The following is a 13,605-nucleotide window of genomic DNA, read 5'->3' on the forward strand; positions in this document are numbered from 1 at the left end:
GGACAGCGGTCTACGAGCTGACGGGGACCCGCGCGGCGGCGTTCTCCAGGGCCTTGAAGCGGCGCAGCCGCAGGGAGTTGCCGACGACGAAGACGGAGGAGAAGGCCATGGCGGCGCCGGCGATCATCGGGTTGAGCATGCCGGCCGCCGCGAGGGGGATAGCGGCGACGTTGTAGCCGAAGGCCCAGACGAGATTGCCCTTGATGGTGGTGAGCGTGCGCCGGGCGAGCCGGATGGCGTCGGCTGCGGTGCGCAGATCCCCACTGACCAGGGTGAGATCGCCGGCCTCGATGGCGGCGTCGGTCCCGGTGCCCATGGCGAGCCCGAGGTCGGCCTGGGCGAGGGCGGCTGCGTCGTTCACGCCGTCACCGACCATGGCGACGGAGTGCCCCTCGTCCTGGAGGCGCTTGACGACGTCGAGCTTGTCCTCGGGGAGGACGTCGGAGATGACCTCGGTCACCCCGATCTCGGCGGCGACGGCCTCGGCCACGGCCTTGTTGTCACCGGTGAGCAGGATCGGGTTCAGTCCCAGGGCGCGGAGCCTGCGGACCGCCTCGGGGCTGGACTCCTTGACCGCGTCGGCGACTTCGACGACGGCGCGCGCCCGGCCGTCCCAGGCGACGGCGACGACCGTGCGGCCCGCCGCTTCGGCGGTGAGCCTGGCCGTCTCCAACTCCTCGGGGAGCCGGATGCCCTCGCCGGCGAGGAAGCTCGTACGGCCGACGAGCACGGCGCGGCCCTCCACCGCGCCGCGCACACCGAGGCCGGGGACGTTCGCGAAGTCCTCGGGGGCGGGAAGGGCGTCGAAGCGGGCGGTGGCGGCCTCGGCCACGGCGCGGGCGACGGGGTGCTCCGATGCCCGCTCCAGCGCACCGGCCGTGCGGAGGGCGTCCTGCTCGTCGACCCCGTCGGCGGTGTGGACGCGCTGGAGGGTCATCCGGCCGGTGGTGACGGTGCCGGTCTTGTCGAGGACGACGGTGTCGACCCGGCGGGTGGACTCCAGCACTTCGGGGCCCTTGATCAGGATGCCGAGCTGGGCACCGCGTCCGGTGCCGACCATGAGGGCGGTGGGAGTGGCAAGACCGAGAGCACAGGGGCAGGCGATGATCAGAACGGCGACAGCGGCGGTGAAGGCGGCGGCCATGCCCTCACCGATGGCGAGCCAGAAAGCCAGGGTGGCGAGGGAGAGCACGATGACCACGGGCACGAAGACGGCCGAGATCCGGTCCGCGAGACGCTGCACGGCGGCCTTGCCGTTCTGGGCGTCCTCGACCACCCGCGCCATCCTGGCGAGCTGGGTGTCGGAGCCGACCCGGGTCGCTTCCACGACGAGCCGGCCGCCGACGTTGAGGGTCGCGCCGGTCACCGCGTCACCGGCGGCGACCTCGACCGGTACGGACTCGCCGGTGAGCATGGAGGCGTCCACGGCCGACGAGCCTTCGACGACGGTCCCGTCGGTGGCGATCTTCTCGCCGGGGCGGACCAGGAACCGGTCCCCGACCCGCAACCGGTCCGTGGGCACGGTCACTTCCCGGCCGTCGCGCAGCAGGGTGACCTCCTTGGCGCCGAGCTCCAGCAGCGTACGCAGGGCGGCGCCTGCCGTCCGCTTCGAGCGGGCCTCGAAGTAGCGCCCGGCCAGGATGAAGGCGGTGACGCCCGCGGCGGCCTCGAAGTAGATGTTGCTCGCGCCGTCGGAGCGGGCGATGGTCAGCTCGAAGGGGTGCCGCATGCCCGGCATACCGGCGTCCCCGAAGAACAGCGCCCACAGCGACCAGAGGAAGGCGGCGGAGGTACCGACGGAGATCAGCGTGTCCATCGTCGCCGCGCCGTGCCGCAGGTTGGTCCAGGCGGCGCGGTGGAAGGGCCAGGCGGCGTACGTCACGACGGGGGCGGCGAGCGTCAGCGACAGCCACTGCCAGTTGTCGAACTGGAGCGCGGGGATCATCGCCATCGCGATGACCGGCACGGCGAGGACGACGGAGGTGATCAGCCGCTGCCGCAGCGTCCGCAGGGCGCCGTCCTCGGTGCTCGCCGGTTCCTCGCCGGCCTGCGCGTCCCCGGCGGGGCGGACCGGCGCCGGTTCCTCGGCGGTGTAGCCGGTGGCCTCGACGGTGGCGATCAGATCCTGGACGGAGAGATCGGCACCCCGGTAGCTGACCTTGGCCTTCTCCGTGGCGTAATTGACGGTGGCCTCGACACCGTCCATCCGGTTCAGCTTCTTCTCGACACGGGCCGCACAGGAGGCGCAGGTCATGCCGCCGATAACGAGTTCGATCTCCGCCGTGGCCGCCGTGTCGGCGGTGCCGGTGGTCCGGGTGAGGCTCATGGTGTACCGCTCCTCGTGGTCGACCAGTTCCTCCATAGTACCCCCTAGGGGTATGGAAGGGTGGGTCCCGTGATGCGGGAGAGCAGTACCGCCGTTTAGGCTGGGACATTGGACTAGACCTATAGCCGGCGCTTTGTCCGGACACGAGCCGAATGGGATCCCATGAGCAAGCGTGCAGTCCTGGAGGTGATCGCGCTCGACGCCGACGACGCGACCGCCGCCCGGAACGGGGGTGCGGACCGCCTGGAGCTCGTCACCGACATGGCGGCCGACGGACTGACCCCCACCCGCGAGACCTTCGCCGAGATCCGCGCCGCGGTCGACATCCCGCTGCGCGTGATGCTCAGACTGGCCGACGGCTTCGCCGCCGGCGGCCCCCACCAGGTCGACGAACTGGTCAGGACCGCCCGCGCGATGCGGGCCGAGGGCGCGGAGGAGTTCGTCTTCGGCTTCCTCGACCCCGACGGCACACCCGACCTGGTGACCGTGGAGCGCCTGGTCGCCGAGTTGGACGGCTGCCACTGGACGTTCCACCGGGCGATCGACCGCGCCGTGGACCGCGACACCCTCCGCAAGGAACTCGCCGACATGCCCGGCCTCGACACCTACCTCACGGCGGGCTCCCCGGCCGGCGTCGACGACGGCATGCCGACCCTGCTGGCCGAGGCCGAAGCGGCGAACCGCGCCGAAGCGGGCTACGGCCACCACATCCTGGTGGGCGGCGGGCTGCGCCTCGGCCATCTGCCGCAGCTCCTGGGGGTCGGCATCGACGGCTTCCACATCGGCAGCGCGGCCAGGCCCGACGGATGGGACGCCCCGGTGTCGGCGGCGGCGGTACGCGAATGGCGCGAAGCGCTCGACACACCCGGCCGCCAGGACGGTTGACCGCTTGACCGGTTCAGGGGCTCACGGGTTCACGGGCTCAGGGGCCCACCGGTTCAGGGGTTCGCAGGCTCACGGGTTCACCGCCACGGCCTTGAAGAAGGTGTAGTGGAAGGTGCCGCCCTCCTCGGCCGTGCGGCGCAGGTCCGCGATCCCCCGGTCGAAGTCGGCCGCCGTGCTCAGCCCCGCCCCCACCGCCTCGCCCCTGACGGACTCGACCATCGCGACGAACGTGTTGCGGGTGAACCCGTCCACCAGCGCGGGCCGGGTCCGGTCGGCGTAGACCGTACGGGGGCGCACGGCGACGTCGGCGTACCCCGCCGCCGTGAGCAGCGGCTCCAGCTCGCGGCCGATCAGCGCGTTCCCGCCGGCCTCGGCCTGCAACCGGACCTGATGGCCGACCGCCGCGCGCGCGTACGGGCTGTCCGGGTGGAAGAACGCCGACCCGTGATCGCCCTCGATCACCGTCAGCGTGCCGCCCGGCCGCAGCACCCGGCGCAGCGCGGCCAGCGCCCGCCCGGGGTCGGGCAGATGCTCCAGGACGAAGCAGACGAAGACATGGTCGAACTCCGCGTCAGCGAAGGGCAGATCCAGCAGGTCGGCGTGCAGCCACTCCACGACGGCGTCGTGCGGGTGGTCGGCCAGCCGGTCGCGCGCCCGCGCCAGCGAAGCCGCCGACCGGTCGACGGCGACGATCCGGGCGCCCGGACTGCTCCCCGCCAGATGCGCCGTCTGCGCCCCGGTCCCGCAGCCCGCCTCCAGGACCGTGCTGCCCGCCGGGTATGCCGTACCGGCATGCAGCAACTCCGCCAGGGTGTCGGCCTGGTCGGCCAGCCGCCTGGCCTCCCGCCGCGAATATCCGTGCACGTACGCCGTGTTCACTTCGGTATCCATGCCGTCCACCCTGGCGGCACAATGGTTCGGTGCACAGATCCAATGAGGGCCCGTCGCACAGGTCCACAACAGGTGGCTCCGAAGCGGCCGGCTCCGACTTCCTCCAACTCGACGTCGCCGACGCGCCGCCGGGCGGTCTGTCCGACTGGCTGACCGGGCAACTGCGCCGCGCGATAGCGGACGGCCGGCTGCCGACGGGCAGCACGCTGCCGCCCACCCGGCTGCTCGCCGCCGACCTGCGGGTCTCCCGTGGTGTGGTGACCGAGGCGTACCAGCGGCTCATCGAGGACGGCCACGCGGAGGGGCGCGGCAGGGCCGGTACGACCGTGCTCGCGGCGCCCGTGATCCCGCAGGCCCCGGCGCCGGTCACCCCCACCCCGGCGGCGCCCGCCGCGCCCGTGCCGGACAAGGCCCTGTTCGCAGCCGCGCCCGGCACGGGCGTCTTCGACGCGCTGCGCGCCGCGCCCGCCCGTATCGACCTGTCGCCGGGACTGCCCGACCTGGCCGCGTTCCCCCGTACCGGCTGGCTGCGCGCCGAACGGTCCGTACTCGCCGGACTCGCGGCCGCCGACCTCGGCTACGGCGACCCCCGGGGCGCTCCGGCGCTGCGTACGGCCGTCGCCAACTGGCTGGGCCGCAACCGGGGGATCAGGGCCGACCCCGCCGACATACTCGTCGTGTCGGGCACCTCGCAGGCGCTCGGCCTGCTCGCCCAGGTGCTCAGGGACGACGGCATCAGCACGATGGCCGTGGAGGACCCCTGCTCGCTCGGCGTCCGCCAGCACCTGAACAACTGGCGGCTGACCACCCCGCCGGTGCCGGTCGACGCCGACGGCATTCGCGTGGCCGACCTGCGCGCCACCGGAGCGCCCGCCGTCATGCTCACCCCGGCCCACCAGTTCCCCACCGGGGTCGTCCTGGCCGGTGGCCGCCGCCGCGAGCTGATGCGCTGGGCCGAAGAGGGCGGCCTGATCGTCGAGGACGACTACGACGCCGAACACCGCTACGACCGCCCGCCGGTGCCCGCGCTGCGCTCGATGCTCGCCGAGCGCGTCTGCTACGTCGGCAGCGTCTCCAAACTCCTCGCCCCCGCCCTGCGCACCGGCTGGATCATCGCGCCCCCGCGCTACCGCGACGCGCTCGTGGCCGCCAAGCGACTGGCCGACCTGGGCAATGCCGTCCTGCCCCAGCTCGTGCTGGCCGAGCTGATGGAGTCGGGCGCGCTGGAGCGCCACCTGCGCCTGCTGCGCGGCCGTCACCGCCGTCGCCGTGACGACATGACGGCGGCGATCGGCGCGTATCTCCCGCAGGCGACGGTGCACGGCGCTGCGGCGGGTCTGCACCTGATGATCACGTTCCCGAACGGGGCCGAGGGACCCACCGACACCGCCCTCGCCGCAGCGGCGCTCGCGCGCGGTGTCAAGGTCCATCCGCTCTCCTGGCACACGCAGCGCGCCACCCGGAAGGGGCTGGTCCTGGGCTACGCGGCGAGCACCCGCTCGGACATCGTGGAAGGCGTGGCGACCCTCGCGGCAGCCGTCAGGGACCTGTGACCCCGGCCCCGGCTCCGATCCCGCCCCCCGCCGTCGCCCCGGCCCCGCCCCCGGCCGTCGCCCCGATCCCGCCCTCGGCCGTCGCCAGCGCCTCCGGCAGCGGCTCCCCGTGCAGCACGATCAGCCCCGACACCGCGCGGGTCAGCGCCACATACAGCCGCCGCAGCCCCGTACGCTCGTCCGGCTCGCCCGCGACCACGGCCGCCGGCTCGTCCAGGACGACGTAGTCGTACTCAAGTCCCTTGGCGAGTGAGGCCGGTACGAGCGTCAGCCGCGACTCGGCCGTCGTCTCCTCGCCCGGCGACAGGTACGGCATCCCGGCGGCCGTCAGCGCCTTCGCCAGCGCCGGGATGCGCGCGTCGGCCGCGATCAGCCCCGTCGACCCCTCGTGCGCCAGCGATTCCACGCAGGCGCCCACCACCGCCTCGTCCCGGCCCTCGGCCGCCGTACGCACCGACAGCGAGCCCGGCGACTCACGCACCGACTCCACCTCGGCGAGCCCCGGTGAGATCACCGGCAGCAGCCGCGACGCGTACGCGATCACCTCGCGCGGCACACGGAAGCCGGCCGTCAGCTCCTCCACCACCGCCTCCGCCTTGCCCAGATGCTTCAGCGCCTCCGCCCAACTGCCCGTCGCCCACGGCGTGGTGCCCTGCGCCAGATCCCCCAGCACCGTCGCCGAACCGGTCGAGCAGCGCCGGCCCACCGCGCGGTACTGCATCGGGGACAGGTCCTGCGCCTCGTCCAGGACGACATGCCCCAGCGAGTGCGTCCGGGCCACGAGGTCGGTCACCTCGTCGATCAGCACGGCGTCGGCGGCCGACCACTTCACCGACTTCAGGCCGCGCGCCGGCTTCTCCCACAGGATCGTCCGCTGCTCCTCCGCCGTCAGCAGCCCCTCCGCGTGCTCGGCCAGGAACTCCGCGTCGGACAGCAGCCGCAGCACCAGCTTCGCCGGATCGACCAGCGGCCAGACCGCCTTCACCACGGCCTTCACGGCGGGGTTGCGGGCGACGGCGTCCTGCACCCGGTCGTCGGGCGCCTCGCCCGACTGCTCCATCCGGACCAGCACGGCATGCGCGATGCGCTGCGGCAGCGCGTCGCGCGCGGCTCCGTAGCGGATGTCGCGGTCCAGCAACTCCCGGACCAGCTCCTCGATCTCGTACGCAGGCACCCGCCAGCGCCGCGAACCGCGCACCACCATCAGCGGCTCGGCCGGCATCGACACATGCGAGCGCACCGCGCGCCGCAGCACCTCCGCCAGCCGCGCGTCCCCCTTGACGACGGCGGCGGGCGCCGCGTCCGTACCCCGTACCTGCACGGCCGAACCGACCAGCTCGTCGACCGTCGCCTGCTTCACCTCCAGCTCGCCCAGGGCGGGCAGCACCTGCTCGATGTAGTGCAGGAAGGACGCGTTGGGACCGATGACGAGCGTGCCGGTACGGGCCAGCCGTTCGCGGTGCGCGTAGAGCAGATACGCCACCCGGTGCAGCCCCACGGCGGTCTTTCCCGTGCCGGGCCCGCCCTGCACGCAGACGCTGCCGCTGAGCCCGGAGCGGACGATCTCGTCCTGCTCCGGCTGGATCGTCGCCACGATGTCCCGCATGGGGCCGACGCGCGGCCGTTCGATCTCGGCCTGTAGCAGCTTGCTCGACGTGGCGGCTTCGGTCGGGTCGGACAGATGCTCGTCCTCGTACGCGGTCAGTTCGCCCGACGTGTAGCCGAAGCGGCGGCGCAGCCCCACGTCCAGCGGGTCCTTCTTCGACGCGCGGTAGAACGGCTGCGAGACGGGCGCGCGCCAGTCGACGACCATCGGATCGCCGCCCGTGTCGTGCACATGGCGTCTGCCGATGTAGAAGCGCTCGCCCTCGGCGCCTTCGGCCTGCTCGGCGCCGACCGCGTGCAGATAGTCGAGCCGGCCGAAGAAGAGCGGGGTGTGGGACAGATCGGCGAGGGCCTTGATGCGCTCCTCGATCTGCGCTTCCAGCACGGCCGCGTTGACCCAGTTCGCCGTCACGTCGCGGATGTCGAGGGACTTCACGTCCTCGCGCATGGCCCGCAGCGCGGCGCGCGAGGCATGCAGATGGGCACGTTCCCGTTCGAGCGGACCGGATCCGGATGCGGGGTCGGGTGTTGATTCAGGGGCGTGCGCGGGCACGGTGCATCCTCCGGGGAGTGGTTCACGTCAAGGGCGGCCGTCCGGTTTCCGTCCGGACAGCGGCACTCCGCAGAGGGAGGCGGGGAAGGGGGAGATTCTAGTCAGCGGCTGACGTACGGCGCGAATGCTTTTCCGGCGGCGAATCCCGCGAGGACTACGCGGTCGCCTCCATCCCGTAGGGGATGCCGTACGACTCAGGACATAGGCGGCCGACCGTACGGTTCACTCTGCGGAGCGATGCCAGGGACGGGGCCCGCGACCATGCTGGACACATGACCACCACGACCTTCACCCCCGCCCACGGCGCGGCCGAAGCCGCAGCCCACCACTCCACTCCCCGGCTCGGCGGCGCGCTGCGCGCGGTCAAGTCGTTCGTCAGCGCCGCGATCGGCGTGGCCGTGCTCGGCGAGTTCGCCGAGGAAGCCGGCGTCAAGCGCCGTTGACGTGACAGGGCCCGCCGCCGGGATCAGTTGCCGGCCAGCAGCTCGTCCGCGTCGATGATGCGGTACGCGTACCCCTGCTCGGCCAGGAAGCGCTGCCGGTGCGCGGCGAAGTCCTGGTCGATCGTGTCCCGCGCGACGACGGAGTAGAACCGGGCCTCGTGCCCGTCCGCCTTCGGACGCAGCACCCGGCCGAGCCGCTGCGCCTCCTCCTGGCGCGAGCCGAACGTCCCCGACACCTGGATCGCGACCGTGGCCTCCGGCAGGTCGATCGAGAAGTTCGCGACCTTCGACACGACCAGCACCGAGATCTCGCCCTGCCGGAACGACTCGAAGAGCTTCTCGCGCTGCGCGTTGCTCGTCTCGCCCTTGATGACCGGCGCGTCCAGATGCTCACCCAGCTCGTCGAGCTGGTCGATGTACTGCCCGATGACCAGCGTCTGCTCGCCCTTGTGCTTGCGCACCAGCGCCTCGGTCACCTTCCGCTTCGTCGCAGTCGTCGCGCAGAAGCGGTACTTCTCCTCGGCCTCGGCCGTCGCGTAGGCGAGCCGTTCGCTGTCGGTCAGATTGACGCGTACCTCGACGCAGTCGGCGGGCGCGATGTAGCCCTGCGCCTCGATCTCCTTCCACGGCGCGTCGAAGCGCTTCGGGCCGATCAGCGAGAACACGTCCGACTCGCGGCCGTCCTCCCGTACCAGCGTGGCCGTGAGCCCCAGCCGCCTGCGCGCCTGGAGGTCGGCGGTGAACTTGAACACGGGCGCGGGCAGCAGATGCACCTCGTCGTAGAGGATCAGCCCCCAGTCGCGCGAGTCGAACAGCTCCAGATGCGGATAGACGCCCTTACGGCGCGTCGTCAGCACCTGGTATGTGGCGATCGTGACCGGGCGGATCTCCTTGCGCGTACCGCTGTACTCGCCGATCTCCTCCTCGGTCAGGGAGGTGCGCTTGACCAGTTCGTGCTTCCACTGCCTGGCCGAGACGGTGTTGGTCACCAGGATCAGCGTCGTCGCCTTGGCCTGCGCCATCGCACCGGCGCCGACCAGGGTCTTGCCCGCGCCGCAGGGCAGCACGACCACTCCGGAGCCGCCGTGCCAGAAGTTCTCGACGGCCTGCTTCTGGTACGGGCGCAGCGCCCACCCGTCCTCGTGCAGCTCGATCGCGTGCGCCTCGCCGTCGACGTAACCCGCCAGGTCCTCGGCCGGCCAGCCGAGCTTCAGCAGCGTCTGCTTGATCTGGCCGCGCTCGGAGGGGTGGACGGCGACGCTGTCCGGGTCGATCCGCGCGCCGACCAGCGGCGCGACCTTCTTGGAGCGGAGGATCTCCTCCAGCACCGGGCGGTCGGTCGAGGTCAGCACCAGACCGTGCGAGGGGTGCTTGGAGAGCGTGAGCCGCCCGTAGCGCGCCATCGTCTCGGCGACGTCCACGAGCAGGGCATGCGGAACGGGATAGCGGGAGAACTCCACCAGCGCGTCGACCACCTGCTCGGCGTCATGCCCGGCCGCACGCGCGTTCCACAGCCCGAGCGGGGTCAGCCGGTAGGTGTGGATGTGCTCGGGGGCCCGCTCCAGCTCGGCGAACGGAGCGATGGCGCGGCGGCAGGCGTCAGCCTGTTCGTGGTCGACCTCAAGCAGCAGTGTCTTGTCGCTCTGGACGATGAGAGGTCCATTCACAGCGGCGCCCTTTCCGTATGCCAAACGTCCAGTGTCGCGCATCGGGAACCGATACGGGGCGGTGCGCTCCCAACCGCTTATCCGGGCGCTGCGCGGGCAGCAGGGTGTCATGACCGCTGAAACGGAACGGGCCACGTCCGGAGTCGCCGCCCCGGCCAGAAATCCATGGCGCCGAACCGCCTTAAGAGTGCTGATACTTGTGGTGGCGTTCATCGCACTGGTCGCCTTCTCCGTCGTCCTGGCGGAGCTGACGCTGACCCCCTCGCCCGCCTCCGCGAAGATCGCCGGGTCGAACCTGCATCCGGGCCGCTCGCTGCGGCAGTACATGGAGGACTACACGTTCCTGGCCGCCTGCAAGCAGGTCGGCGGCAACATCGTCATGGGGGCGCCCTTCGGACTGATCCTGCCGGTGCTCGTGCCGCGCAGGCTGCGGATGATCAGGGTCGTGCTGCTGACGGCCGTGGTCATGGTCCTGGTGGAGCTGGCGCAGGGTTCGATCGTCGAGGGCCGCGCCTTCGACGTGGACGACGTGATCATGAACACGAGCGGTGCGCTGATCGCGTATCTGCTGCTGGGCCGGCGTATCGGGCGCAAGTACCACTCGCTGGGTGTGGCGCCGGTGGCGAAGGATGCGGAGAAGCGGTCGGGGAAGCGGCTGGGGCGGTCGGACCGTTCGGAGCGGTCGGACCGGTCGGAGCCGAAGACGACGGTGGACACGAAGACGGAGCGCAGGCCGGCTTCCCGGCTCAGGCCGAAGTCGAAGCCGACGACGAAGCCGGGCGTGAAGCCGGGCACGAAGACGCTCACGAAGACGCTCACGAAGGCGAGTTCGAGTTCGCGGACGAAGCCGGACCCGAAGGCCACGAAGCCGAAGACCGCCGAGGTCGAGGCTCCCTCGTGGAGCGAACGGATCAACCGGTTGGCGCGATCCCGGCGTTGACCTGGGCGAACGCCCGTTGTCAGTGGTCGCTGTACGAATTGGAACATGAGCGAAGCCCCGCTGCTGTCCGGGAAGGACAGCAGCGGGGCTTCGCTCATGTTCCGTTGGGAGTGCCCTGACTTTCGACGTCCGCCGGGCTCGTCCGGTCAGGCCGGGTCGTCGGCCAACTCGGCGACTCCTGTGATGCGGTGCAGGGGGAAGGTCCGCACCACGTCCGCCGTGTGGTCGTACGCGGTGACGAAACCGCCCTCGACCCGTACGGGTGCGATGACGCGCTGGGTGGCCGCGCCGTCCACGTTGACGTAGCCGATCCAGATGGTCGCGCCCGTCATCGCGGCCGCCTGGACGGTCGCCAGGGTCTCGGCCGCGTTCGTGCGGGGCAGGTCGCCGGTGGCCACCGGTTCCGAGCCCGGCTTGCGGACGGCCGTCGCCGCCATGTCGCCGGCTCTGATCGCCTTGACCGCCGCACCCAGCAGGGCGGGTTCGGGGGCGCGGGGGCCGTCGGGGACCGGGGCGGGGGCGGTGCGGGGCGGGGTGCGGTGGGCGAAGGCCCGGGTGATCAGTACGTCGCCTTCGGCGGACTCGGCGGCGGGCGCGAGCCCCATCGACCTGAGCCCTTCGAGCAGCGTCGTCGGGTCGGCCTGCGCTGCCAGGACCGTCGGGGCGATGCGCCGCAGCCGCAGTCCCTGCGACCGCTTGTCGGCGAGGATCTCGCCGAGCAGCGCGTCGTCGTCGCAGCGTACGTACGCGGAAGCGGCGCCGACCCGCAGGTGTCCGTGCCTGCGGGCCACATCGTCGATGAGATAGGAGAGCGGCTGCGGTACGGGCGTACGGCTGTGCGTCCTGAGGAATTCGTGCAGGTCGGAGGCGGTCTGTCCGGCGTCGAGCGCGCGCCGTACCGATCCGGGCGTGAACCGGTAGACGGTCGCGCCGCCCTTCGACTCGATCTCGGCGGCGACGGAGAGGAGTTCGGCGAGGGGCCGCAGCAGCGGCCCGGGGGCGACGGCGGTGAGGTCGGCCTGGAGGAGGACGTGATCGAGGGGTTCGGGAAGGAGGGGAGCGAGCGCGTGGGCGGCGCGCTGGGCGGCGGCGGCGAGTTCGGCGTCGGTGAGGGCGGGGGCGCCGGGGTCGGCGGCCGATTCGGACGCGGTGGCGGAGCCGGCGCCGGGAGGTGTCAGCAGCGCGCGGCCCTGTGACGACAGGGCTCCGCGCCCGGTGACGCCCAGCAGCTCGGCGTCGCCGAGGGTCCAGGCGGCCAGCCTGGACCGCAGGTCCTCCGGCCGGCCCGCGGCGGGGGCGGTGCGCAGCGGGCGCTCCCAGCGCAGCCGCTCCAGCAGCGACTCGGGGTCGGCGGCCGAACCCTCGGGCAGGGTGGCGAGCAGGTGCAGCACCCGCTGCCGCACCTCGGGCGCCGGACCGCGGTCGAGGTCCGGGCCGAGCGCGGCGAGGGTGCGGCCCTTGGTGTCCTGGGTGCCGACGAGGCCGGACGTGCGGGTCGCCGTCAGCCAGGCGGTGACGAGACGCGCCCACTTCTCGGGGTCGGGCAGCTCCTGCCAGTCGTCGTACGCGGGGGTCGGCGCGTACCGCTCGTCGGACTCGCCGTCCGCCGCCAGCAGCCCGGCGGCGAAGGCCAGTTCGACCCAGAAGGCGGCCAGGGTCTCGGTGACGCCGAGGGCTGTCGCCGTGCGCTTGAGGTCGCGTACGGACAGGCCGCCGGCCCGCAGGACGTTCGGGCCGCCCTCGTTCCAGTCCTTCGCCAGCTCCTCGATGGTGCCGAGTGCGGTGAACGCCTGGGCGGCCGCCGCGCTGTCCACAACCTGTGGACGGTATTCGGCGCGCGCGGCGACGGCGGGTGCGGCCGGCTCGACCACGCGGTGCGCACGGCCCGCGCGCAGATGCAGCGCGACCTCGCGCGGCAGCACCACGGTGCGGGTCGAAGCGGGCAGCAGCAGGCCGCGGTCGCGCAGCCACTGCACGGGCGGGGTGGGGCTGGAGGTGACCTCGCCGTACGGGGGACCCCACACCAGCCGGTCCAGCACGGACAGGGCCTCCATCGGCGCGGTGTCCAGCAGGGCCGCCATCCGCGTGCGGTCGGTGAACAGCTCCGTGAGGGAGGCGACGGCGGAGACCGGGTCGTGCGTGCTGGGCAGCCACGCGGCGGTCAGGATCTCCTGCAGCCGCGTCGGCGACATGCCGACCGTGGCCTCGGCGACGGTCGGGCCGAGCCCGGTCGGCGAGGGGTGGGTGGGGGAGGGGGCCAGGATCTCCCTGGCGGTGCGGACGAGCCGCAGCCGGTCGTCGTCGCCCCAGATCAGCGCCTGGTCGCGGAGGGTCGCCACGGCGGTGGCGACGGCCTGCGCGATCCGCTCGTCGCCCTCGTCGCCGGTGAGCAGCGCGCGCAGCGTGTCGTACTCGGCGGGCTCGGGGGCGACGGCGAGCGCCTCAGCGGTCTGGAGCGTGAACCGGTCGAGCCGCTCCAGCGCCCGGACGACGGAGGCGCGGGTGCCGGCCCGGGTCGCGAGCTGTGAGATGTCGTTCGGCACGGGCGACAGGAGGTCGGGCCGCGCGCGCAGCAGGGCGGTGAGCGACTCGTCTCCCCGGCCGCGCAGGGCCTCCGCGAGCGTGCGCGGTGGCGTACCGCCGGTTCCTTGTGACACGTGCGCCTCCTGTTCGGGCTCGCTGGGTTCCCCATCCGCCCCAAGGTAGCCCCTCGGGGGGCCCGTACCGGCCGTCACGGGCTGG

General features: G+C 72.6%; 9 protein-coding genes. 4 read left to right on the plus strand and 5 right to left on the minus strand.

All coding sequences use genetic code 11. The features are described from left to right. Positions 1–10 precede the first annotated feature (10 nt). On the minus strand, positions 11–2,326 hold the full coding sequence (locus ACZ63I_RS03080) for a heavy metal translocating P-type ATPase (protein WP_469335533.1): 2,316 nt from the start codon (positions 2,324–2,326) through the stop codon (positions 11–13). A gap of 162 nt (positions 2,327–2,488) precedes the next feature. Here ACZ63I_RS03080 and ACZ63I_RS03085 point away from each other — a divergent pair, with 162 nt between their 5' ends. Next, a complete protein-coding gene (locus tag ACZ63I_RS03085) occupies positions 2,489–3,211 on the plus strand; it encodes a copper homeostasis protein CutC (protein WP_469334764.1) in 723 nt (240 codons plus the stop codon). Between the two features lie 69 nt (positions 3,212–3,280). Here ACZ63I_RS03085 and ACZ63I_RS03090 read toward each other — a convergent pair whose 3' ends face one another. Next, positions 3,281–4,102: a methyltransferase domain-containing protein gene (locus ACZ63I_RS03090; protein WP_469334766.1), complete on the minus strand. Its 822-nt coding sequence runs from the start codon at positions 4,100–4,102 to the stop codon at positions 3,281–3,283. A gap of 29 nt (positions 4,103–4,131) precedes the next feature. Here ACZ63I_RS03090 and pdxR point away from each other — a divergent pair, with 29 nt between their 5' ends. Further along, positions 4,132–5,655 carry a MocR-like pyridoxine biosynthesis transcription factor PdxR gene (gene pdxR, locus ACZ63I_RS03095; protein ID WP_469334768.1) on the plus strand — a complete coding sequence of 508 codons (1,524 nt, stop codon included), beginning with the start codon at positions 4,132–4,134 and terminating at the stop codon, positions 5,653–5,655. Here pdxR and ACZ63I_RS03100 read toward each other — a convergent pair. Continuing rightward, on the minus strand, positions 5,642–7,813 hold the full coding sequence (locus ACZ63I_RS03100; RefSeq protein WP_469334770.1) for a HelD family protein: 2,172 nt from the start codon (positions 7,811–7,813) through the stop codon (positions 5,642–5,644). The genes pdxR and ACZ63I_RS03100 overlap by 14 nt on opposite strands. Positions 7,814–8,085: 272 nt before the next feature. On the opposite strand from ACZ63I_RS03100, the gene ACZ63I_RS03105 reads away from it, so the two are divergent. Then, positions 8,086–8,256, plus strand: coding sequence for a hypothetical protein (locus tag ACZ63I_RS03105; protein WP_469334772.1), 171 nt, complete (start codon positions 8,086–8,088; stop codon positions 8,254–8,256). Positions 8,257–8,279: 23 nt separating this feature from the next. On the opposite strand, the gene ACZ63I_RS03110 is transcribed toward ACZ63I_RS03105, so the two are convergent. Continuing rightward, complete coding sequence (locus tag ACZ63I_RS03110; protein ID WP_469334773.1) at positions 8,280–9,923, minus strand: DNA repair helicase XPB; 1,644 nt, start codon at positions 9,921–9,923, stop codon at positions 8,280–8,282. Between the two features lie 202 nt (positions 9,924–10,125). On the opposite strand from ACZ63I_RS03110, the gene ACZ63I_RS03115 reads away from it, so the two are divergent. Further along, positions 10,126–10,863: a VanZ family protein gene (locus tag ACZ63I_RS03115; RefSeq protein ID WP_469334775.1), complete on the plus strand. Its 738-nt coding sequence runs from the start codon at positions 10,126–10,128 to the stop codon at positions 10,861–10,863. A gap of 146 nt (positions 10,864–11,009) precedes the next feature. Here the strand turns inward: ACZ63I_RS03115 and ACZ63I_RS03120 are convergent, their stop codons facing one another. Further along, positions 11,010–13,520 (minus strand): helicase-associated domain-containing protein, encoded by a 2,511-nt coding sequence (locus ACZ63I_RS03120; RefSeq protein WP_469334777.1) that lies wholly within the window; start codon positions 13,518–13,520, stop codon positions 11,010–11,012. Positions 13,521–13,605: the final 85 nt, after the last annotated feature.

This window comes from Streptomyces sp. NPDC087906 (assembly GCF_055584925.1).

Bases quoted from the DNA above. Each gene is read 5' to 3' on its own strand.
- ACZ63I_RS03090 (WP_469334766.1), bottom strand. From the start codon at position 4,102: ATGGATACCGAAGTGAACACGGCGTACGTGCACGGATATTCGCGGCGG.
- ACZ63I_RS03085 (WP_469334764.1), top strand. From the start codon at position 2,489: ATGAGCAAGCGTGCAGTCCTGGAGGTGATCGCGCTCGACGCCGACGAC.
- ACZ63I_RS03080 (WP_469335533.1), bottom strand. From the start codon at position 2,326: ATGAGCCTCACCCGGACCACCGGCACCGCCGACACGGCGGCCACGGCG.
- ACZ63I_RS03105 (WP_469334772.1), top strand. From the start codon at position 8,086: ATGACCACCACGACCTTCACCCCCGCCCACGGCGCGGCCGAAGCCGCA.